Source organism: Actinacidiphila oryziradicis, assembly GCF_005047355.1.
Taxonomy (GTDB): domain Bacteria; phylum Actinomycetota; class Actinomycetes; order Streptomycetales; family Streptomycetaceae; genus Actinacidiphila; species Actinacidiphila oryziradicis.
Genome location: NZ_SUMC01000019.1, coordinates 135143 through 153939, shown reverse-complemented (window position 1 = coordinate 153939; position 18797 = coordinate 135143). Strand labels below are relative to the sequence as shown.

Annotated in this window: 24 protein-coding genes and 1 pseudogene; 12 read left to right on the top strand and 13 right to left on the bottom strand. The window is 69.0% G+C overall.

Annotated features, from left to right (window positions below; genetic code table 11):
• Positions 1-488: 488 nt before the first annotated feature.
• The gene (tyrS, locus tag FCI23_RS20950; RefSeq protein ID WP_136725463.1) at positions 489-1754 is read right to left on the bottom strand and encodes a tyrosine--tRNA ligase; all 1266 of its coding nucleotides are present in this window, start codon (positions 1752-1754) and stop codon (positions 489-491) included.
• A gap of 106 nt (positions 1755-1860) precedes the next feature.
• Positions 1861-2412, bottom strand: coding sequence for a DNA-3-methyladenine glycosylase (locus FCI23_RS20945; RefSeq protein WP_407646003.1), 552 nt, complete (start codon positions 2410-2412; stop codon positions 1861-1863).
• Between FCI23_RS20945 and FCI23_RS59870 the strand changes: the two genes are divergently transcribed.
• Entirely contained in the window at positions 2320-2943 is a 624-nt protein-coding gene (locus FCI23_RS59870) for a recombinase family protein (RefSeq protein ID WP_246143872.1), read from the top strand. The two genes, FCI23_RS20945 and FCI23_RS59870, sit on opposite strands and share 93 nt — an antisense overlap.
• A gap of 81 nt (positions 2944-3024) precedes the next feature.
• Here the strand turns inward: FCI23_RS59870 and FCI23_RS59865 are convergent, their stop codons facing one another.
• Positions 3025-3198: a hypothetical protein gene (locus tag FCI23_RS59865; RefSeq protein ID WP_246143875.1), complete on the bottom strand. Its 174-nt coding sequence runs from the start codon at positions 3196-3198 to the stop codon at positions 3025-3027.
• On the opposite strand from FCI23_RS59865, the gene FCI23_RS20940 reads away from it, so the two are divergent.
• The 4 genes from FCI23_RS20940 (at position 3119) to FCI23_RS62400 (ending at position 4956) form a co-directional block, all read left to right on the top strand.
• Positions 3119-3754, top strand: a complete 636-nt coding sequence (locus FCI23_RS20940; RefSeq protein WP_246143871.1) for a formylglycine-generating enzyme family protein — start codon at positions 3119-3121, stop codon at positions 3752-3754. The two genes, FCI23_RS59865 and FCI23_RS20940, sit on opposite strands and share 80 nt — an antisense overlap.
• A 463-nt stretch (positions 3755-4217) precedes the next feature.
• Positions 4218-4388, top strand: coding sequence for a hypothetical protein (locus FCI23_RS63810; RefSeq protein ID WP_211265418.1), 171 nt, complete (start codon positions 4218-4220; stop codon positions 4386-4388).
• A gap of 181 nt (positions 4389-4569) precedes the next feature.
• Entirely contained in the window at positions 4570-4734 is a 165-nt protein-coding gene (locus FCI23_RS56515) for a recombinase family protein (RefSeq protein WP_169316869.1), read from the top strand.
• A complete protein-coding gene (locus tag FCI23_RS62400) occupies positions 4735-4956 on the top strand; it encodes a helix-turn-helix domain-containing protein (RefSeq protein ID WP_136725460.1) in 222 nt (73 codons plus the stop codon).
• 32 nt (positions 4957-4988) lie between these two features.
• Here the strand turns inward: FCI23_RS62400 and FCI23_RS20920 are convergent, their stop codons facing one another.
• The 3 genes and pseudogenes from FCI23_RS20920 to FCI23_RS20910 all read right to left on the bottom strand — a co-directional run.
• Positions 4989-5528: a GNAT family N-acetyltransferase gene (locus FCI23_RS20920; RefSeq protein ID WP_136725459.1), complete on the bottom strand. Its 540-nt coding sequence runs from the start codon at positions 5526-5528 to the stop codon at positions 4989-4991.
• A gap of 407 nt (positions 5529-5935) precedes the next feature.
• Complete coding sequence (locus FCI23_RS20915; protein ID WP_136725458.1) at positions 5936-6547, bottom strand: DNA-3-methyladenine glycosylase; 612 nt, start codon at positions 6545-6547, stop codon at positions 5936-5938.
• Positions 6548-6561: 14 nt separating this feature from the next.
• Positions 6562-6819 (bottom strand): annotated as a pseudogene (locus FCI23_RS20910) (DNA-3-methyladenine glycosylase); the annotation flags it as partial.
• Between the two features lie 84 nt (positions 6820-6903).
• Here FCI23_RS20910 and FCI23_RS20905 point away from each other — a divergent pair.
• The 3 genes from FCI23_RS20905 to FCI23_RS20895 all read left to right on the top strand — a co-directional run bounded on the left by FCI23_RS20905 (position 6904) and on the right by FCI23_RS20895 (position 8960).
• The gene (locus FCI23_RS20905) at positions 6904-7686 is read left to right on the top strand and encodes a sporulation protein (RefSeq protein ID WP_136725456.1); all 783 of its coding nucleotides are present in this window, start codon (positions 6904-6906) and stop codon (positions 7684-7686) included.
• Between the two features lie 43 nt (positions 7687-7729).
• Entirely contained in the window at positions 7730-8269 is a 540-nt protein-coding gene (locus FCI23_RS20900; protein WP_136725455.1) for a YbhB/YbcL family Raf kinase inhibitor-like protein, read from the top strand.
• 184 nt (positions 8270-8453) lie between these two features.
• Complete coding sequence (locus FCI23_RS20895) at positions 8454-8960, top strand: HNH endonuclease (protein WP_136725454.1); 507 nt, start codon at positions 8454-8456, stop codon at positions 8958-8960.
• Between the two features lie 16 nt (positions 8961-8976).
• Here FCI23_RS20895 and FCI23_RS20890 read toward each other — a convergent pair whose 3' ends face one another.
• The 4 genes from FCI23_RS20890 to FCI23_RS20875 form a co-directional block, all read right to left on the bottom strand.
• Positions 8977-9747, bottom strand: a complete 771-nt coding sequence (locus tag FCI23_RS20890) for a sulfite exporter TauE/SafE family protein (protein ID WP_136725453.1) — start codon at positions 9745-9747, stop codon at positions 8977-8979.
• A gap of 23 nt (positions 9748-9770) precedes the next feature.
• On the bottom strand, positions 9771-10763 hold the full coding sequence (locus tag FCI23_RS20885) for an SPFH domain-containing protein (RefSeq protein ID WP_136725452.1): 993 nt from the start codon (positions 10761-10763) through the stop codon (positions 9771-9773).
• 121 nt (positions 10764-10884) lie between these two features.
• The gene (locus FCI23_RS20880) at positions 10885-11307 is read right to left on the bottom strand and encodes an NfeD family protein (RefSeq protein WP_136725451.1); all 423 of its coding nucleotides are present in this window, start codon (positions 11305-11307) and stop codon (positions 10885-10887) included.
• A 55-nt stretch (positions 11308-11362) separates the two neighbouring features.
• Positions 11363-12154 (bottom strand): ABC transporter ATP-binding protein, encoded by a 792-nt coding sequence (locus FCI23_RS20875; protein ID WP_136725450.1) that lies wholly within the window; start codon positions 12152-12154, stop codon positions 11363-11365.
• 116 nt (positions 12155-12270) lie between these two features.
• On the opposite strand from FCI23_RS20875, the gene FCI23_RS20870 reads away from it, so the two are divergent.
• Positions 12271-13056 carry a hypothetical protein gene (locus FCI23_RS20870; protein ID WP_136725449.1) on the top strand — a complete coding sequence of 262 codons (786 nt, stop codon included), beginning with the start codon at positions 12271-12273 and terminating at the stop codon, positions 13054-13056.
• Between the two features lie 280 nt (positions 13057-13336).
• Here the strand turns inward: FCI23_RS20870 and FCI23_RS20865 are convergent, their stop codons facing one another.
• The 3 genes from FCI23_RS20865 to FCI23_RS20855 all read right to left on the bottom strand — a co-directional run bounded on the left by FCI23_RS20865 (position 13337) and on the right by FCI23_RS20855 (position 15631).
• A complete protein-coding gene (locus tag FCI23_RS20865) occupies positions 13337-13582 on the bottom strand; it encodes a chaplin (RefSeq protein ID WP_136725448.1) in 246 nt (81 codons plus the stop codon).
• Positions 13583-13842: 260 nt separating this feature from the next.
• Positions 13843-14484, bottom strand: coding sequence for a response regulator (locus FCI23_RS20860; protein WP_136725447.1), 642 nt, complete (start codon positions 14482-14484; stop codon positions 13843-13845).
• Entirely contained in the window at positions 14477-15631 is a 1155-nt protein-coding gene (locus FCI23_RS20855) for a GAF domain-containing sensor histidine kinase (RefSeq protein WP_136725446.1), read from the bottom strand. The genes FCI23_RS20860 and FCI23_RS20855 overlap by 8 nt, the downstream gene beginning before the upstream one ends.
• Positions 15632-15822: 191 nt before the next feature.
• Between FCI23_RS20855 and FCI23_RS20850 the strand changes: the two genes are divergently transcribed.
• From FCI23_RS20850 to FCI23_RS20840, 3 genes are all read left to right on the top strand, one after another.
• Positions 15823-16521 (top strand): SDR family NAD(P)-dependent oxidoreductase, encoded by a 699-nt coding sequence (locus FCI23_RS20850; protein ID WP_136725445.1) that lies wholly within the window; start codon positions 15823-15825, stop codon positions 16519-16521.
• A gap of 85 nt (positions 16522-16606) precedes the next feature.
• A complete protein-coding gene (locus FCI23_RS20845) occupies positions 16607-17650 on the top strand; it encodes an S-adenosylmethionine:tRNA ribosyltransferase-isomerase (RefSeq protein WP_136725444.1) in 1044 nt (347 codons plus the stop codon).
• Between the two features lie 367 nt (positions 17651-18017).
• Complete coding sequence (locus FCI23_RS20840) at positions 18018-18746, top strand: aggregation-promoting factor C-terminal-like domain-containing protein (RefSeq protein ID WP_136725443.1); 729 nt, start codon at positions 18018-18020, stop codon at positions 18744-18746.
• Positions 18747-18797 lie beyond the last annotated feature (51 nt).

Sequence of the window (18797 nt, the reverse complement as noted above, 5' to 3'; positions counted from 1 at the left end):
CCGCAAGCGGAAGGACTTTTTCAAAGGAACCTCAAGCAGAACCGGAAACCGGCCTGCCCGGGGTATTTTATAGTCTGGCATTGACTTTTGGCACGCTGTTGAGTTCTCAAGGAACGGAAGCTTCCTTTGAGACCGTCTCACCGGCCCCTCCGGGCTTTCCCTTCGTTATCTCCAGTCTAGCAGATTCGTTTTCCGTATCTGCCACCCTCTGGAGCGGGTTGCTTTGGCGTTTCCGCCTCAGCGTGTTCACTACCTTAGCGGATTCCTTCGCAGCTTGCGAATTCGGCCTCCGGACACCATGCCAACATAATTCCGAGCGCACGAAAACACGCCCGAATCATCGGGATGGAGTCCTGGTAGTGGGTGGCCACCCTGCGGAGAATCCGGACGAACCGGACGAACCGTTTCAAGCGGCTTGGGCTACGCTACACACTAGCGGCGGCCGAGTCAAGCTCGTCCGCCGCTCAAACGTGTGGATCCAGCCTACGTCAGCCCGGCACGACCTCGATCGCGGCGAGGTTCTTCTTGCCGCGGCGCAGCACCAGCCAACGCCCGTGGAGCAGGTCGGAGTCGGTGGGCACCGCGTCCTCGCTGGTCACCTTGGCGTTGTTGAGGTAGGCGCCGCCTTCCTTGATGGTGCGGCGAGCGGCGGACTTGCTGGCCACGAGCCCGGTCTCGGTGAGGAGATCGACAACCGGGGCGAGCGTGGACAGCTGGGCGTACGGGAGCTCGCTGAGGGCGGCTGCCAGGGTCGAGCCGTCGAGATCGGTGAGTTCGCCCTGGCCGAAAAGCGCCTTCGAGGCGGCGATGACGGCAGCGGTCTGGTCCGCGCCGTGGACGAGGTTGGTGAGCTCCTCGGCGAGCGCCCGCTGGGCGGCGCGCGCCTGTGGGCGCTCTTCGGTGAGCCGTTCGAGCTCCTCGATCTCCTCGCGGGTCTTGAAGCTGAAGATCCGCAGGAACTTCGAGACGTCGCGGTCATCGACGTTGAGCCAGAACTGGTAGAAGGCGTAAGGCGTCGTCAGCTCGGGGTCGAGCCAGACCGTGCCACCCTCCGTCTTGCCGAACTTGGTGCCGTCAGCTTTGGTGATCAGCGGGGTGGCGAGGGCGTGCACCTGTGCGGCTTCGACGCGGTGGATGAGGTCGATGCCGGCGGTGAGGTTGCCCCACTGGTCGCTGCCGCCGGTCTGCATCGTGCAGCCGTAGCGCCGGTACAGCTCCAGGAAGTCCATGCCCTGGAGGATCTGGTAGCTGAACTCGGTGTAGCTGATGCCGTGCTCAGAGTTGAGGCGGCGCGCGACGGCTTCCTTGGAGACCATCTTGTTGACCCGGAAGTACTTTCCGATGTCGCGCAGGAACTCGATCGCGGACAGGCCCGAGGTCCAGTCCAGGTTGTTGACCATAGTGGCGGCGTTCGGGCCCTCGAAGGAGAGGAAGGGCTCGATCTGCCCGCGGATCTGCTCGACCCAGCCCGCCACGACCCCGGGAGCGTTCAGCGTCCGTTCGGCGGTCGGCTTCGGGTCCCCGATGAGACCCGTGGCGCCGCCGACAAGGGCCAGCGGCCGGTGGCCGGCCTGCTGGAGACGCCGGATGGTGAGGATCTGCACGAGGCTGCCGACGTGAAGGCTCGCCGCGGTCGGGTCGAAGCCGACATAGACCGTGACGGGGCCGTCCGCGAACGCCTTGCGCAATGCGTCCTCGTCGGTGGAAACGGCGATCAGCCCTCGCCACCGCAGCTCGTCGACGATGTCCGTCACGGTTCTCGTGTCTCCTTCGGTCGGGGTGGATCGGATCGGTCCGGTCCGGTCCAGCCGGACAGGGCTGTTCACAGCCTCTCCGAGCCTACGTTGTCGGCGCCAGTCGTTATCGCCGCCGCCGGGGGGCGTGCGCGCGGTAAGGGCTCACTGTGGGGTCGCCGTCGATCCAGAACCGCCAGGCGTCGGCGGCGCCGCCGCCGACGCCGGTACGGGGGCCGCTGCGGATGGCCTCCGGGGCGGGCGGCGTGCCGGTGAGGATGGTGAAGGGAGAGGTTGCGGGGTCTGCGGGGCAGACATCGGCGCCGTTCTGGCCGCGGTCGACGCCGAGAGCGGTGGCGAGGCGGGCCGGCCCCTGGGCGAGGTCGTGGAGGCGGCGGGACGCCGGGCGGCGCTTGCACGCGAGGTCGGCGCCGACGGTGATGTCACCGCCGCGGAGCAGGACCCCGCTGGGGTCGCCTTCGGGGCCGCACACCAGGTTGAGGCAGAACCACATCCGTACGTTCCGCACTGAGCATGTACGTCGTTGCATCATCGGCAAGGCGACGACAAGCAGGAGAGACAGGCAGTGCGAGCGATTATCTACGCCAGGCTCAGCCCAACCCCGAGGGGCGAGGAGTCCAAGGGTGGGAACCTCACGCAACAGGTCGAACTGAGCCAGGCACTGTGCGACCGGAACGGCTGGTCGGTCGTCGAGGTCATCACAGAGAAGGACTCTTCGGCGTCGAAGTTCCGCGTCGTTGAGGGCCGCAAGGTGTCGGCTCGCGGTGAAGGCTGGAGGCGCGTGATCGAGCTGGTTCGTTCGGGTACGGCTGATGTCGTCGTAGCCAGGCACTACGACCGCATCTACCGGACGACACGGGACCTGGTCGAGTTGGTGGACCTGGCCGAGGAGACCGGCGTTCATCTGTCCACCGCACAGGCTCAGGGCGTCCTGGACTTGGCGACCCCTTCGGGTCGTCTGGCTGCTCGCATCGGCGCTGCGGTAGCCGAGAACGAGACCGAGATGCGAGTAGAGCGTCAGGTCCTCGGTCATCAGCGCCGCAGGGAGTCGGGCAGGCCCTTCTGGAGCACTCGCCCCTTCGGCTTCGAGCGCGACGGCACGCATCGCGAGGAAGAGGCGGAAGCCCTGCGGCAGGCGTACCGGGATGTCCTGGCAGGTACGGACTTGAAGTGGCTCCACGGTGTATGAAGTTGATCTGGCCCCACCGCTGAGTGGACGAAGGTGCTGGGCGCTGGTCCAGCGACAACGGCTGCGCAGCCTCAGGGCCCTTCAGAGCCGGTAGAGCGGTGGGAAGAGGCCGGTAGGGTGGACTGTTGTGGATACGGGGGCAGGGATCGAGATGGTTGCCGTCCCGTCGGGACGGGTGACGCTGTCGGACCGGCGGACCCAGAGCAGTTGGCCGGTCGAGGTCGCGCCGTTTGAGATGTCGGCGTTCCCGGTCACGCAGTCTTGGTATGCACGAGTCACCGGCCGACGGCCGAGTAGCGTCCAAGGCGAGCGGCTGCCGGTTGAGGGCGTTTCGTGGTGGGACGCGGTCCAATTCTGTAACACGTTGTCTCGGCGCGAGGGGCTGACGCCCGTGTATCACCTGTGCGTCGATGCCGAGATGGCCGAATGGGACACCTCCGCAGACGGGTACCGGCTGCCGACCGAGGCCGACTGGGAGCACGCCTGTCGTGCGGGTACTGCCGGCCCGCGGTACGGCCAGCTCGACGAGGTCGCCTGGTACCAGGGCAACTCTGATGGGCGGATCCATTCTGTCGGCGGCAAGCAGCCCAACGCTTGGGGCCTGCACGACATGCTGGGCAATGTGTGGGACTGGTGCTGGGACGTCTACGACGCCGAGGTGTATGGCGCCTATCGCGTGCTCCGTGGTGGTGGATGGGCCGACGAGCACTGGAGCTGCCGGGCGTCGGTGCGGCGGCGCAGCCACCCGACCTTCCGGATCGACGACGTGGGATTCCGCATCGCGCGCTCCACGCCGCTGCTTCGGCCGTGACAGCCGCATTCTGAAAGGGCCAGCGGACCACCCGATCGAAGTGGGGCCAAATCACCTTGCTACAGGGGCGTGAAGCACACCAATACACGCCCCCGCGGCCCCGGCAGTGGAGCCAAATCAGCTTCGGGCGGTGGGGCCAAAACAAGGATCTGGCACACATTCGATGAGCGCGATCACGGGTGGTTGGCGGGTGTCTGGTCTCATGCGAATTGGCCCCTGTCTCAGGTGATCTGGTCCGATTCGCTCGTCGTCTCAGGCGAATCTGGTCCGTTGGCGCTACTCATGTCCCGTCTCGTTGTTGTTGGCGGAGTCTCACGCGTCTCAGCCGGAAGTCGGTCGGATCCCGGGGTGTGTGGCGCGTCGTGCGTCGTTTGCACCCTTTATGGTGGATTGGGTCTCATCTGATCTGGCTTGTCTCATCCAAACCGGGATGGTCGCTCCATGCATCGGATCGCGAGGTAGTGTGCGACCCCGTGAGTACGGACATCCACGGTGGTATCGAGTTCCGCCATCCCGGCACACCAGCCGCCTCGTCGCCCAGATCGAGCGCGTGATGGACATCGACCAGTTGTCGACCGTCACCGCCGAAGTCGTGGAAACCGCCCGTGAATCCCTCGTCGTCGGAGTCCTGTGATGGCCGCCCGCCTCATCGGCTACGGGCTCTCCACCCTGCGCGACCCGCGCCCCGCCGAGGCCGGTGCTCTCCTCGCCGCCGGGTGCCACGCCGTCTTCCTCGATATCGCCCACCGCACCACCGGTCCGCGACCGGCCCGGGACGCGGCCGGCACGTCCGTCCCGGCGACTGCATCGTCATCGTGCGGCTCTCCAGGTTCGCCGCCGGCCTGCACAACCTGCTCCACCAGCTCGACGACGCACGCGTCGGACTGCGCTCCCTGGAAGAGCCGATCGACACCACCGCGCCCGACGGCGACCTCGTCATCCGCGCCGTCGACGCCACCCTGCAACTCCAAGCCGCGTGAATCGCCGAAGTCACGACCGAGGGACAAACTACTGCCCGTGCTCGCGGACAACGTCTTGGGTCCCCTCCCAAGCTCACCCCCGAACAGGCCGATCTCGCACGCCAGATGCACGCTGCGGGCCACCCCGCCTTCAGCATCGCCGCCATGCTCAAGGTCGCAACATCGACCATCTACCGCCTCGTACGGCAGCCCCCCGACGCCGTCGAGGACGACGAGGACTGACGGTCGGCACACCACCCCTTTCGAGCACGGGCTCAAGCGGACGGCGTGACAGGGGACCGCAGGCCGAGCCACTGCTCGGCGTCCCAGGCCTGGAACCGCTCTACCTCGGTGAACCCCAGCTTTGCCGCGAGGCGCATCGAGCCGACGTTGGCGGTCTGGGTGGTGAGCACCACCGGCTCGCCGGGAAGGACGCCGTCGAACCAGCCGAGTGCCGCCGCGCACGCCTCGGCGGCGTACCCGAATCCCCACGCCCGCGGCAGGAACAGGTAGCCGAGATCGGCCTTCCCCGCGGCAGCCGGGCGACGGTGCCCCGTTGCTCTCCTGAGCAGGATCTGGCCGATCATCGACCCGTCGAGATCAACGACGAAACTCCCGGGCCACCGCTCGGGCGCCCCGGGCATCTCGCGCTCAAGCTCGTCACGCGGCCGGGGGCCACCGAGATAGGTATGCACCTCCGGTGAGGCGAGCAGCTCGATGAACGGCGCACGGTCTCGGGCCTCGGGCTCGCGGAGCACGAGCCGCTCGGTCTTGATCGGGGCAGGTGGCCAGGCGACGGACCCTAGTTCAGTCATGGCGGGCAACCTATCGCGCGCCCGCGAACGCGCTTTCACAACTCCCGAACAAAGCCACGGCTTCGGCGTCAGATACCGCTGAAGATTCGGCGCCGTGAAGCTCTGAAGGTCACAGACAGGGGCGAAGCGGACACGTCCTGATTGGCTGGCCGACTGTCTCACTATCGATGGTTTATGAGACGGCGCTGGCCCTGTGTGGACGCTGCCGCGTTCCTTCGGAAGCCTGGCTGTGTTGCCACGGCAAGGCGCTGTGCGCCTGTCTCGCCTCCGGCCCGAGTCGGCGCACGTCGACAGTCACCCGACCGGCCAAGAACGCGTCACGCGCCACGCTCGCGAGCGATCACGCATCTTCGGGCCCAACTTCCGCGCCGACTCACCGGCGAGCCACGAGCGAGGCGCACAGCGGCTCAGGCTCCGGCGGGCGGCTGGGCTCTCGGGCTCAGTCGGTACGCCGAGACGGTCGGATCACCAGCGAGGTAGAAGCGGTGCTGCCAGTCGTGGGCTCTGCTCACGCCTACCCGAGGACCAACCCGGATGAGTGCGGCGGGTACTGGCTCACCCTCGGACAGCGTGACCGAGGCGCCTGTCAGTAGGTCTGTGCCGTTGTGCTCTGCCGTGATGCCGAGCGCTTGGCAGAAGTTCCCCGGACCCCGCGCGAGACGTGGACTCTCGACCGTGCCCCCTCGCCGCTTGCGTGCCAGGTCTTCCCCTTCGATGACCCTGCCTGCCCGGATGAGGACAGCTGAAGCGATGCCGTCTGCCCCGGTGACGATGTTGGCGCACCAGTGGAGACCGTGAGACCGGTAGACGTACAAGTGTCCTGCGGGTCCGAACATGACGGCGTTTCGGGGTGTCCTGCCTCGGTAGGCGTGGGAGGCGGGGTCGGCCGTACCGGAGTACGCCTCGGTCTCCGTGATGGTGATACTCACGGTTCCCTCGGGTGTCTCGTGGGTGAGGATGGCACCGAGCAGCTTGGGGGCGACTTCTTCAGCGGGGTGAGCGAGATTTCCAACGTTCATGCTGACCGACTTGACATGCCGTAGGTGAAGTAGACGTAGGCGTGGCCGGGCGGCCCGAACATGACGGCGTTGCGGTCTGTGCGGCCGCGGTACGCGTGGGAGCCGGGGCCGGCGGGTCCGGCGTAGGCCTCGACTTCGTTGAGGCGCAGCTCGATCGGGCCTTCTTCAGTACTACGTACAAGGGTGCGCCCCAGGAGGTCGGGGGCGACCTTGAGCACCGGGCGGTCGAAGAAGGCCCGGTCGAGCGGGGTGCTTTCCGGAGCGGCGATCATGCGGTAGGAGGGTACTGGAACCGTTCGGAGCGGGGTCGCGTTCGTAAAGGGCGAGGCAACCGCCAGTAAAGGGAGTGGGAGACAGTGGGCTTCAAGAAGCTGCTTGCGAGCTTGGGTGCCGGGGGCGCGTCGGTGGAGACGGTGCTGAACGAGCCGAACGTGGTGCCGGGCGGGGTCGTCCAAGGTGAGGTGCGGATCCAGGGCGGATCGGTTGCGCAGCAGATCGAGGGGCTGTCGGTCGGGCTCCAGGCCCGGGTCGAGGTGGAGAGCGGCGACGAGGAGTACAAGCAGAACATCGAGTTCCACCGGCAGCAGCTGGGCGGAGCGTTCGAGGTGCAGCCGGGGGCGGTGCACACGGTGCCGTTCGGGTTGGAGATTCCCTGGGAGACGCCGATCACGACCTTCCTGGGGCGGCACCTGTCCGGGATGAACATCAGGGTGACGACAGAGCTGGCGATCGCGCGGGCGGTGGACTCGGGCGATCTGGACCCGGTCAATGTGCATCCGGTCCCGGCTCAGCAGGCGATTCTCGATGCGTTCGGGCAGTTGGGCTTCAGCTTCAAGAACGCGGACCTGGAGCGCGGGCACATCCGGGGCTCGCGGCAGCGGCTGCCGTTCTACCAGGAGATCGAGTTCCACGCGCCGCACCAGTACCGCGGGTTGAGCCAGGTGGAGTTGAGCTTCGTGGCGGACGGCCACGAGATGGATGTGATCCTGGAGATGGACAAGAAGCCGGGGCTGTTCGGTCAGGGAAGCGACTCGTATCGCACGTTCACGGTCCGTCTGAACTCCTTCCAGGACACCGACTGGGCGGCTTACCTCAATCAGTGGCTGGCTGAAGTGGGCGGCAAGCGGAACTGGTTCTAAGCTCGGGGTGCTAGATCGTTTCCCACGACCAGGAGGTGTCCAGGTGACCGAGCAGAAGCGGCGGCCGCTCCCCCACGATTTCCACCCGCCGGTGCCATCGTTCACTGTAGTGAGCGACGATGTGGCGCCGGGCACCACTCTCAAGGTCGATCAGGTCTACAGCGCGGGCAATGTCTCGCCGCACCTGAGGTGGGAGGGCTTCCCGGAGGGCACCGAGAGCTTTGCCGTCACGTGTTACGACCCGGACGCGCCGACCGGCAGCGGCTTCTGGCACTGGGTGCTCTTTGACATCCCGGTGACGGTCACGGAGCTGCCGGCGGGGGCGGGGACGGCTCCCTTCAAGGGGCTGCCCGAGGGGGCGGTCCAGGCACGCAACGACTACGGGTCGCGGGACTTCGGCGGTGCCGCGCCGCCGCCCGGGGACGGGCCGCACCGTTATGTCTTCACCGTGTACGCGGTGGACCAGGAGAAGCTCGGGCCGGACACCGACGCGTCGCCGGCGTTCGTGGGCTTCAACCTGCGGTTCCACACGCTGGGCCGGGCCCAGCTGATCGGCGAGTACGAGGACACTTCCGCGGGCTGAGCCCCGGCAGGTCCCGATGTGCCCCGGTGCGCCCCTGTGGTTGGGGTCACCGGGGCATTCGGTTTTCCCCGGCTTCGGTTCGCGTTCGCTTCCGCGTGCGGAAATTGCGTTGTCCGCGTGGGTATCGCCCGGCCACAGTGGACCCACCCGCCAGGGAGCGGGACGGACCCGAGGGGCGGACGGTATGCGTGAGACTTTGGTGCTGAACGCGGGCTTTGAGCCGTTGTCGACGGTGTCGCTGCGGCGTGCGGTGGTGCTGGTCATGCAGGACAAGGCCGTGGTCGAGCAGGCGCATCCGGGGTTGCGGATCCGCGCGGCGACCGTCGAGGTACCGGTGCCGCAGGTGATCAGGCTCTGCCGGTACGTAAGAGTGCCGTTCCGACAACGGGCCTCGTGGTCGCGGCGGGGTGTGCTGGTGCGGGACCGGAACCGGTGTGCGTACTGCGGGCGGCGGGCGACCACGGTGGACCATGTCGTACCGAGGTCACGCGGTGGTGGGGACACGTGGCTGAACACGGTTGCGTCATGCACCGAGGACAATCAACGCAAAGCGGACCGTACGCCTGAGCAGGCGGGGATGCGGCTGCTGACGCAGCCGTTCGAGCCGACTCCGGCGGACGCTCTGCTGCTGGCGCTCGGGCTGAAGGACCGTAACGCCGCTCCGCCGGGGTTGCTGGGACTGTCGGCCTGACGGTGGCCGGCCCCCGTCATCTCTTGAGGACGAGCTGGGCGATAGCGGCCAGGCCGACGGCGACGATCACACCGCGCATGACGGTGGGCGGCAGCCGTCGGCCGATCCGGGCGCCGATGACTCCGCCGAGGGCCGCGCCGGTCGCGATGAGAAGGACCGCGGCCCAGTCGAAGTCCGCGATGAACAGGAAGAGGACTGCGGCCACGCCGTTGACCAGCAGGGCCAGGACGTTCTTGAGCCCGTTGAGACGCTGTAGGTCGTCGTGGAGCAGCAGCCCCATCAGGGAGAGGTAGAGGATGCCCTGGGCGGCGCCGAAGTAGCCGCCGTACGCGCTGGCGAGGAACACTCCGGCCATCAGCAAGGGGCCGCCCTCGGTGGGGGTGGTGGTGCCGTGGCGCTCCCGCCGGGCCCGCAGCGTCCGGGTCAGACGAGGTTGCAGGATGACGAGGACGAGGGCGAGCCCGATGAGGACGGGCACGATCGTGTCGAACGCGGCGGAGGGCAGCGCCAGCAGCAGGACCGCACCAGCCGCGCCGCCCACGAGGGCGGTGAGGCCGAGCCGGATGACGCGGCGGCGCTGCCCCCGTAGTTCTTCCCGGTAGCCGATGGCCCCGCTGACGGAGCCGGGGACGAGGCCGAGCGTGTTGGAGACGTTGGCGGTGACCGGCGGCAGGCCGATGGCGAGCAGCACCGGGTAGGTGACCAGAGTGCCCGAGCCGACGACGACGTTCATCGTGCCGGCGCAAATGCCTGCGGCGAAGACGGCGAGGGCCTGCCAGATGCTCACCCAGTGATCATGCCAAAGGCGGCTCAGTCGGTGTCGAAGCGGGGGCTCTCCCGGCGCGGCCCGCCGCCGCTGTTGCCGCCACCGCCGTTGCCACCCGCGCTGCCATCGCCTGTGCTGTTGGCGCCACCGCCGCCGAGGCCCGGGGCACCGGGGATGTTGACGATGCCGCCGAGGCCCTTGAGCGCGTCGTTGAGCTCGCTGGGGATGATCCAGAGCTTGTTGGCGTCGCCAGAGGCGATCTTGGGGAGCATCTGGAGGTACTGGTAGGCGAGCAGCTTCTGGTCGGGGTCGCCGGCGTGGATGGACTCGAAGACCGTACGGATGGCCTGGGCCTCGCCCTCGGCACGCAGGGCGGCGGCCTTGGACTCGCCTTCGGCGCGGAGGATGGCGGACTGCTTCTCGCCCTCGGCAGTGAGGATCTGCGACTGGCGGATACCTTCGGCGGTGAGGATCGCGGCGCGCTTGTCACGGTCGGCGCGCATCTGCTTCTCCATCGAGTCCTGGATGGAGGTCGGCGGCTCGATGGCCTTGAGCTCGACGCGGTTGACGCGGATGCCCCACTTGCCGGTGGCCTCGTCGAGGACGCCGCGGAGGGCCGCGTTGATTTCCTCACGGGAGGTGAGGGTCCGCTCCAGGTCCATGCCGCCGATGATGTTGCGGAGGGTGGTGACTGTGAGTTGCTCAATGGCCTGGATGTAGCTGGCGACTTCGTAGGTCGCGGCCCGTGCGTCGGTGACCTGGTAGTAGATGACGGTGTCGATGTTGACCACCAGGTTGTCCTGGGTGATCACCGGCTGTGGGGGGAAGGGGACGACCTGCTCGCGGAGGTCGATGCGGTTTCGGATGGTGTCGATGAACGGCACCACGATGTTGAGTCCCGCACTGAGGGTGCGGGTGTAGCGGCCGAAGCGCTCGACGATCGCGGCGCTTGCCTGCGGAATGACCTGGACCGTCTTGATGAGCGCGATGAAGACGAGCACAACCAGGATGATCAGGACGATAACGATCGGTGCCACGTCTACCCCTACCCCCACGCCGTTCGACTTGCTGCCGGTACTACACCATGATCAATTCTGGCAGACCTCCGGGGCGGTGCGCCCCGGGTTCGGCGAATTCCCCGTGGGCGGACCGTGGAGGTTACATGACGACTGCCGTCGCCCCTTCTATCTCCACGACGTCCACCCGTTGTCCCGGCTCGAACGCCAGGTCGTCGTCGAGTGTGCGAGCGGACCAGATCTCTCCCGCCAGCTTGATCCGGCCGCCACGGCCGTCGACGCGTTCCAGGACGACGGCTTGCCGGCCCTTCAGCGCGTCGATGCCGCTGCGCAGCTCGGGCTTCTGTTTCGCGTTCCGGTTGGCGATCGGGCGCACGACGGCGATCAGCGCGACCGAGACGATCACAAAGACCAGTACCTGCGCCACAATGCCGCCACCGACAGCGGCCACCACGGCGGCCGCGACGGCACCTACCGCGAACATCCCGAATTCGGGCATCGCGGTCACCACCAACGGAATACCCAGCGCTACGGCGGCGATGAGCCACCCGATCCATGAATCCACCTGTTCATCGTAGGCGCGCGAGCCTCCGAAGGGCAGGGGACCTCCGGCCGGTAGGTCAGGAAAGCGGCAAGCCCGCCGCCGTCCAGCGGTCGCCCCTGCGCTCGACGACCAGCGGAAGACCGAAGCAGCGGGAGAGGTTGACGGAGTTGAGCTCGGTCTCGACCGGGCCGGCGGCGACGACCTTGCCCTGACGAATCATCAGAACATGGGTGAAACCGGGGGCGATCTCCTCCACATGATGGGTGACCATGATCATGGAGGGGGCGATCGGATCACGGGCGAGCCGCCCGAGGCGGCGGACCAGGTCCTCGCGGCCGCCGAGGTCGAGACCGGCGGCGGGCTCATCGAGCAGGAGCAGCTCGGGGTCGGTCATCATGGCGCGGGCGATGAGGGTGCGCTTGCGCTCCCCCTCGGAGAGGGTGCCGAACTTCCGGTCGAGGAAGTCGGTCATGCCGAGCCGGTCGAGGAAGGCGCGGGCGCGGTCCTCGTCGACCTGTTCGTAGCTCTCGCGCCAGTGTGCGGTCATGCCGTACGCGGCGGTGAGGACGGTTTCCAGGACGGTCTGGCGGCGGGGCATCTTCTCGGCCATGGCAGCGCCCGCCATGCCGATGCGGGGGCGCAGCTCGAAGACATCGACGCTGCCGAGCTTCTCCCCGAGCACCTGGACGGTGCCGGTGGTCGGATAGAGGTAGCTGGAGGCGACGTTCAACAGGGTTGTCTTGCCCGCGCCATTGGGTCCGAGGATCACCCAGCGCTCACCCTCCGCGACCGACCAGGAGACTTCGTCCACCAGAGCCCGGCCGTCGCGGACCACAGATACGTCCACCAGCTCCAGAACATCGCTCATGAGCGCGTTGTCTCCCATTGCAAGTCGCAGTCTCGGCTGTCGCGGCCGCCTGTAGGCACCGCCTCTCAAGGAAATCTACGCCACGAGGTGTCCGACCTAATCCTTAGGCTGGGGGGATGCTCGATGAACCTCGCTCAGGACGGCTGGCGTCGTGGGGAAATGCCCTAATTGCCGGACTTGCCGCACCAGATGATGTCGTACCGGAAGTGCTCGGTGGCGATACGGTCCACCGGATCACCGGTCTGCCCGGAGAATCCGGCCCGGTCGGGCTGACGCTCGGTCTCGGGCGGCTGCGCGCACTCGGCGTGAAGGGGCTGCGGATCGCGCTGCCGGTGCCGGGGCATCCGCTGGGACTCAGCGGGCCGCCGGATTTCAACGCGCGGGCCCTGGCGGCGGGCGAGGCGGTGATCGCGGTGGGCGGCCCGCCGCTCGGTCTCGTACCTGAGGTGACGGAGGCGGGGCCGCCCGGGGATGTACATGTCGAGGTGGAGTGGCAGTGCCTGGCCGTACGGGAGGCGCCCGGGGCGGATGTGCCGTCGCTCGGCGAGGCGGAGCGGGAGCTCGCGGAGGCGCTCAGGGACGCCACGACAGCCCTCAGCAGGCTGGACGTGGCCGGCTCGGGGCCGGCCGCCGCAGCCGCACTGGACGCCTACCGGGCGCGGGCGGAGCGCGGCAGGCAGGTCCTGGCTCCGGGGTATCCGCCGCGGGCGGTACGGGTGCTGGAGCTGGCGCAGCGGGTCGGGGCGCTAATCGCCATCGCGTCGGTCGAGCACGGGGCGGCGGTGAGCGCGTCGGAGATCGCGGCACGGGCGGAGCTGCTGCGACCGGTGGAGCGTACGGCGCGCCGGGCGCAGGTGGCGGCTTACAACGCGTACGTGGAGGAGGCGGAGCGGCGCGGATAGCGGGACGGATGCCGGGGCGGCCGCGGCGGACCTTCGCCGGGCGGGCTCGGGGCGAGCCCGCCCGGTGGCCGGGGGCAGCAACGGGGAGGCCCCGCGGACGGCGCTGCCCGCGGGGCTCTGGATGACGTTGCCCGAAATGACACCTGCGGAGCCGACGGCCTTCTTGGCAGTGCTCGTGCGGGCCAGGGCCGGTTCCAGGGACCGGGCCCACCAGAGACCGGCCCCGGAGGCATTGCCTCCGGGGCCGGTGGTCACGGGCGAACCGTGCAGGCGCCTGCGATCACTTGTTGATGCAGAGGTTCCCAGCAGCCGGGTTCAGCAGGCCGATGACGCTGACGGTGTTGCCGCATACGTTCACCGGGACGTGCACCGGCACCTGGATGACATTGCCCGAGACGACGCCGGGAGAGTGCTGCGCGCTACCGCCCGCGTTGGCACCGCCCGTGGCGGAGGCGACGCCGGCACCGAGGACGGCGAGGCTTCCGGCAGCCATGGTGACGGCGGCGACCTTGTGCAGGTTCTTCACTTCTTTGACCCTTCTTAGCCTGTGGCGCTGCGGCAATCCGCCGCAGTACGCCATGGAAAACGGGTCACGAGCGAGAAGGTTGCGCCATCTGGGCTACATACACCCGACGGTATGAATCTCAGTCCGGAGGATGACATTCCGATAAGCCCGGACGCCCCCCCGGACCAGGGCTGCGTGCGATCGGTGACGTCCAGTTTCATCAGGATGTTCGAGATACGGGTCTTGACACCGGTGCCCGCATAGAACGGGGCCGAGCCAGGTCACCCGATGCCGTGGCGTACGGCCCACAGCGCCGCCTGCGTTCTGTCCGAAACATCCAGTTTCATCAGCACGTTGCTGACATGGGTTTTGACGGTCTTCTCGGAGAGGACCAGGGCTCGGGCGATCTCGCGGTTGGACCGGCCGTCGGCGATCAGCGACAGGACCTCGCGCTCGCGCTCGGTGAGCGCATTTCCCCGGCCGTGGCCGCTGCCCGCTCCCTCCTGCGACAGCAGTGCGTCGGCGACCTCGGGCTGGAGCAGCACATGCCCGGCGTGCACCGATCGGATCGCTCCGGCCAGTGCGTCGGGATCCACGTCCTTGTGCAGGTAGCCGGCCGCCCCGGCGCGGAGGGCCGGGACGACGGTGCGCTGCTCGGTGAAGCTGGTGACCACCAGCACCCGGGCCTTGCTGCCGCTCTCGCGCAGCTTGCGCAGTGCGCCGATGCCGTCGGTGCCGGGCATCTTGACGTCCATCAGGATCACATCGGGAAGCAGCTCCTCCGCCCGGCGCACCCCCTCGTCGCCGTCCCCTGCCTCGCCGACGACCTCGATGTCGGGCTGCACCTCCAGGAAGGTCCGAAGGCCCCGCCGGACCACCTGGTGATCATCGACCAGCAGAACCCTGATCACACTGTCAGCCACCGGGCACCTCCATCTCGATCACGGTGCCCTTGCCGGGCGCCGACTCCACGCTCAGGCGGCCGCCGACGCCCCCCGCACGGTCCCGCATGGACACCAGTCCCAGGTGGCGCCCGGCGCGGCGCACCGCCGACGGCTCGAAGCCCCGCCCGTCGTCGGACACCCGTAGCGCCGCCCCCCTGCCGCGGCCCTCCAGCCGGACCTCCACAGCGGTGGCCCCGGCATGGCGCAGCGCGTTGTGCAGCGCCTCCTGGGCGACCCTCAGCACCGCCTCCTCCTGTGCGGCCGGCAACGCCCGCATCCGGGAGGCGGTGAAGGCGATGCGGGTCGCATGGACCCGGCCGAGCACCTCCGCCTGGGTGCGCAGGGTGGCTACGAGACCGTCCTCGTCCAGGGCGGCGGGCCGCATCTCGATGACGACAGTGCGCAACTCGTCCGCGGCCTCGGCGGCAAGCATGGCGACCTGTTTCAGCTCGTGCTTGGCGCGGGCCGGGTCGCGGTCCACGAGGGCGGCCGCGGCCTGGGCGGTCAGCCGCAGTGAGAAGAGCTTCTGGGAGACGGCGTCGTGGAGTTCGTGGGCGATCCGGGCCCGCTCCCCCGCCAGGGTCAGTTCGCGGCTGCGTTCGTAGAGGCGGGCGTTGGTGAGGGCGATGGCCGCGTGCGCGGCGAGAATGCGCAGCAGCGCCTCGTCCTCCTCCGTGAAGCCGGCCGCCTTGACGGCTTTGCCGGCCTCGCCTGCCTTGTTCGCCAGGAAGATCGCGCCGAGGATCTCGTCGCCGTCGAGGACGGGCATGCCGATGAAGTCCGTCATCTCGGGGTGGGCGGAGGGCCAGCCCTCGAAGCTCTCGAACTCACGGACGTCGGTGAGCCGCCGCGAGGTGGCCTCGTGCAGCATCGCCGCGAGAATGCCGTGCTGGCGGGGCAGCGGGCCGATCGCCTTCCATTGCTCGTCGCTGATCCCGTCGACCACGAACTGGGCGAATCCGCCGTGGTCGTCGGGCACGCCGAGGGCTGCGTATTCGGCATCGAGGAGCTCGCGGGCGGACGCGACGATGGTCTGCAGCACCTCGCGCACCTCCAGGTGCCGGCTCATCGCGAGGACCGCGGCACTCACGGCTTCGATACCGCGGCGGGTCGGTGGGCTGCACATGTGTTCACCGTACCGGCGGGGTGCGACCCGCGGGATCGGTCGCTCGGCGGTCCCGCGTGGTCCCTCCGGCGTAGGGCGAAGTGCCCCCGCGCTGTGCTGCGGGCGGCCGAGGCGCACCGGACGGCTCCGTTCCTACGGTGGGAGCGACCGCCGGGCAGCGGGCCGGGCGGCGGGCTCGAAGGGGCGGGACGATGCCGGTCGCAATCGTTACGGGAGCATCGCGGGGCCTGGGACTCGCATTGGCCGGGGCACTGGCCGGACGCGGCTGGGACCTGGTGATCGACGGGAGGGACGCGGACGCGCTCAAAGCGGCGGAGGCAGAGCTGGAGCGGACCGCGCGGGTGGTGGCGGTCCCGGGCGATGTGACGAATCCGGGGCACCGGGCCGCGCTGGTTGCCTCGGCCTGGGAGTTCGGCGCCTTGCAACTGCTGGTGAACAACGCGAGCGCGCTGGGCGCGGAACCGCTGGTGACGCTGGCGGAGCAGCCATTGGACGGCTTCCGTGCCGCGCTGGAGACGAATGTGGTGGCCGCGCTGGGGCTCGTGCAGGAGGCGATGCCGCTGCTGGCTGCGTCCCAGGGCGCGGTGCTGAACGTGAGCTCCGACGCGGCGGTGGAGGCGTACGGGACATGGGGCGGGTACGGGGCGAGCAAGGCGGCGCTGGAGCAGCTGTCGGCGGTGCTCGCGGTCGAGGAGCCGGCGCTGCGGGTGTGGTGGGTGGACCCCGGCGACATGCGGACGGGGCTGTACGAGGCGGCCGTCCCCGGCGATCCGGACTTCGGGGCCCGTCGGTCGCCGGAGTCGGTCGTGCCGGCGTTGCTGCGGCTGCTGGACGAGGACGCGGCCAGTGGCCGGTACGCGGTCCCGGCGCTGCTGGAGGGGGCGCTGTGACGGCGTTGCGCGTGGCTGGGCCGGCTCAAGGGCCAGATCCGGCTTCGGCTTCGGCTTCGGCTTCGGCTTCGGCGAGAGGGTTGTCATGAGGTTGCTGAGTGTGCCGCCTGAGCTGTCGGCGCGGGTGCCGGCGGAGGAGCGCGGCCGGGGCCGGGACGCGGTGCGGCTGCTGGTCGGGCGGAGAGCGGCGGGCGAGGTGGCGCACCATGCCTTCGGGGAGCTGCCCCGGCTGCTGCGGGCTGGGGACGTCCTGGTGGTGAACACCTCGCGGACGCTGCCGGCGGCGGTGGACGGGCGGCTTGGGGAGAAGCCGGTGGTCGTCCATTTCTCGACCCGGCAGGACGACGGGCGGTGGACCGTGGAGCTGCGTACGCCTGATGCGCGGGGTACGACGCTGCCCCGGCCCGGCGGCCCTGCGGGGGCGGTGGTGGGGCTGCCGGGAGGTGAGCGGCTCGTGTTGCAGGCGCCGCTGAGTGCGCGCGGGGAGCGGCTGTGGGTGGCGGCGGCGTCGATGGCGGATCCGGTGGCGTATCTGCACCGGTACGGGCGGCCGATCCGGTACGGCTACACCGAGCGGGACCAGCCGTTGGCCGCTTACCAGACGGTGTTCTCTGTGGAGTCCCCTGATGACGGACTGGGGTCGGCGGAGATGCCGAGCGCGGGCCGCCCTTTCACCGCCGTGCTGGTGACGGAGCTGGTGAGCCGGGGTGTACAGATCGCGCCCATCACGCTGCACACGGGGGTGGCCTCGGGGGAGGCGTACGAGCCGCCGTACCCGGAGCGCTTCTCGGTGCCACCGAGCACGGCGTGGCTGGTGAACGCGGCCCGCGCGGGAGGCGGCCGGGTGGTGGCGGTGGGGACCACCGTCGTGCGGGCGCTGGAGTCCGCCGCGGATGTCCACGGAGTGGTCCGGGCGGCGGGCGGCTGGACCGACCTGGTGATCACGCCCGGGCGCGGGGTGCGGGCGGTGGACGGGCTGCTGACCGGGCTGCACGAGCCGACCGCCTCCCATCTGCTGATGCTGGAGGCCTTGGCCGGGCCCGCGCTTCTGGAGCAGGTGTACGGGGAGGCCGTGTGCGGCGGCTATCTGTGGCACGAGTTCGGGGACAGCAATCTGCTGCTGCCTTGAGCCTTTGGGCCGGCCCCTGCCGGAGGTGCCGTGGAGCGCCCGGCAGGGGCCGGCCAGTGACTTTTGGTGCCGGTCCGGTCGCGCAGCGCGATCACAAAGAGGGCGCCGTGTGAGCTCATGCATAGGACGTAGGTCACTTACGAAGCCGGGTAGTAGGGCGGCCGGACGGGCCAGGCGTGCAGTTCAGTAATAAATGTCCGGTTTGTTCGCAGGCTAACTACGGCCATGGGTAGTAATGGGGGTCTTTGCCCTGAGATTTACCTACCGCTAACAATGCTGGGGTCGCACCGCGCCGTGTTCGACACGTAGCGCTTCTCTTCGCCGCCGGTAGAACTGCGAGCCCCAATTTGGAAGAGGTACTCCGCCCATGAACGTCCCCACGATCCCGAATCTCAGCCGCCTGTCCAAGGCCCACAAGTACTCCGCTGCGGGCGTCGCAGCGGGCAGCGCGGTGGTCCTGGCGGTCACCGGTCTGTCCGGGACCGCGGGTACAGCGTCCGCCGCCCAGCAGACCCCTGTCCTGGCGGTCCACGGCCTGGCCCCCGCCGCCGACACGACGTCCGGCGCCCAGCAGGCCGACTGGACTTCCGGCGAGGCCGGCCAGCTGAAGAGCATCTCCGCGCAGGCCGACGCCGCCCGGAAGCACGCCGGCCAGGACGCCGTGAACGCGAAGAAGAAGGCCGCTCAGGACGCCGCCAGGAAGACGGCTCAGGCGGACGCCGCCAAGCGCGCCGAGGCGCAGCAGGCCGCCAACCGCAGCCAGCCGCGCAAGGCTGCGACCGTCGAGACGGTGGCGCTCACGACTCGGGGCGGCTCCGCGCAGCAGATCGCCCGGCAAATGATGAGCTCCTCCCAGTTCCAGTGCTTCTCGCACATCGTGTCCCACGAGAGCGGCTGGAACTACCGGGCGGTCAACGCCGGCTCCGGCGCCTACGGCCTCGTACAGGCGCTGCCCGGCTCCAAGATGGCCTCCGCCGGCGCCGACTGGCAGACCAACCCGGCCACGCAGATCAGGTGGGGCCTCAGCTACATGGACGGGCGCTACGGCAGCCCCTGCGCAGCCTGGTCGTTCTGGCAGGCGCACAGCTGGTACTGACGGTACCGAGCCTCAAAACGCACATATTGAGGGCTGTGGTATCCCGGATCC

Bases quoted from the DNA above. Each gene is read 5' to 3' on its own strand.
- FCI23_RS20920 (WP_136725459.1), bottom strand. From the start codon at position 5,528: ATGACTGAACTAGGGTCCGTCGCCTGGCCACCTGCCCCGATCAAGACC.
- FCI23_RS20915 (WP_136725458.1), bottom strand. From the start codon at position 6,547: ATGAACGTTGGAAATCTCGCTCACCCCGCTGAAGAAGTCGCCCCCAAG.
- FCI23_RS20895 (WP_136725454.1), top strand. From the start codon at position 8,454: ATGCGTGAGACTTTGGTGCTGAACGCGGGCTTTGAGCCGTTGTCGACG.
- FCI23_RS20875 (WP_136725450.1), bottom strand. From the start codon at position 12,154: ATGAGCGATGTTCTGGAGCTGGTGGACGTATCTGTGGTCCGCGACGGC.
- FCI23_RS20870 (WP_136725449.1), top strand. From the start codon at position 12,271: ATGCTCGATGAACCTCGCTCAGGACGGCTGGCGTCGTGGGGAAATGCC.
- FCI23_RS20855 (WP_136725446.1), bottom strand. From the start codon at position 15,631: ATGTGCAGCCCACCGACCCGCCGCGGTATCGAAGCCGTGAGTGCCGCG.
- FCI23_RS20850 (WP_136725445.1), top strand. From the start codon at position 15,823: ATGCCGGTCGCAATCGTTACGGGAGCATCGCGGGGCCTGGGACTCGCA.
- FCI23_RS20845 (WP_136725444.1), top strand. From the start codon at position 16,607: ATGAGGTTGCTGAGTGTGCCGCCTGAGCTGTCGGCGCGGGTGCCGGCG.
- FCI23_RS20840 (WP_136725443.1), top strand. From the start codon at position 18,018: ATGAACGTCCCCACGATCCCGAATCTCAGCCGCCTGTCCAAGGCCCAC.